General features: G+C 42.2%; 1 protein-coding gene. It reads right to left on the reverse strand.

The window, feature by feature from the left end:
• Window positions 1–34 precede the first annotated feature (34 nt).
• Window positions 35–339 (reverse strand): helix-turn-helix domain-containing protein (locus LI074_RS17220; protein ID WP_243868856.1); only part of this gene is annotated, 305 nt, incomplete at its 5' end.

The following is a 339-nucleotide window of genomic DNA, read 5'->3' on the forward strand; positions in this document are numbered from 1 at the left end:
CTATCATTTATGATTATCCTGAAATAAAAATCTGTCAGTCATCACAGATTTTTATTTCAATATGTTTTCCAAGTGCATTTGCATATTTCTCCAATACAACCAGTGTTGGTACCCTGCCTCCGCTCTCAAACCGGGCCATATTCGACGGCTTTATCCCTGTAATATCCGCTATTTCCTGCTGCGTCATTTTCTGGCGGTGTCTCTCCTCCACTAACTGCCGGATTGTTTCCGAAGATCTGCTCCACACCTTTTCCTGGATCTTCTCTGTATATATTTCCAGTCTCTTTTCCCTGGCTTCCTTTTCTGTCAGGTATTCTTTCATGTTCTCCTGCATTTGCT

It is taken from the genome of Blautia sp. MSK18_10 (genome assembly GCF_020553185.1).
Lineage (GTDB): Bacteria > Bacillota > Clostridia > Lachnospirales > Lachnospiraceae > Blautia_A > Blautia_A wexlerae.